The 761-nt window shown below is 42.6% G+C and carries 1 protein-coding gene; it reads right to left on the minus strand.

Features of this window, described 5'->3' with window-relative positions; translation table 11 throughout:
• The coding region (locus tag CVN76_RS01720; RefSeq protein ID WP_100530152.1) for a YitT family protein at positions 1 to 753 on the minus strand (753 nt) is incomplete at its 3' end.
• Between the last annotated feature and the right edge of the window lie 8 nt (positions 754 to 761).

Genomic DNA, 761 nt, shown 5'->3' on the forward strand with positions numbered 1-761 from the left:
AATGATACGTTCCAGGTCATAAAGTTCATATCTTGTAATGACAATCAATAACATTTCCTTATTTTCATTAGTGAATGCACCTTTAGCCGGAACCCTCGTGATTCCACGGACAAGCTTGGCATGGATGGCTTGTTTAAGTTCTTCGCTTTTCTTTGTAATGATCATGGCAGTAAGCTTTTCATGGCGTGTATGTATCGCGTCCACAACACGAGTAGATGTGTATAACGTGACCAATGTATACAAAGCTTTTTCCGGTCCGTATACTGCTCCGGCCGTAACGATGATCACGCCATTGAGCAGGAATAAATAAGTGCCAACAGGTTTATCCTTTTTCCGCGACAGCAGCATGGCAATAATATCCATACCACCTGTCGATGCACCATACTTCAAGGTGATTCCAACACCCACTGCAGCTATGACACCGCCAAACACGGCATTCAATAATATGTCAGGAGACCATCGTGTAATGGGAATCACTTCCATAAAGAGTGTCATCAAAGCAACGCTAAGAAAACTATAAAAGGTAAAGGACTTTCCAACTTTCCGCCATGCGATGATGGTTACGGGAATATTCAATAACAGCAATAAAATCCCTGTAGAAACATTAAAAGGAGCAAAGGACCCAATCATTCGCGATAGAAGCTGAGCCACTCCCGTAAAGCCGCTTGCATAAACATTTGCCGGTATTAGAAAAAAGTTCATCGCGATGGCATTCAAGAATGCCCCGACCACAACTATGATGATTTTCTTCATTTCGCCAC

The organism is Bacillus sp. mrc49 (genome assembly GCF_002803435.1).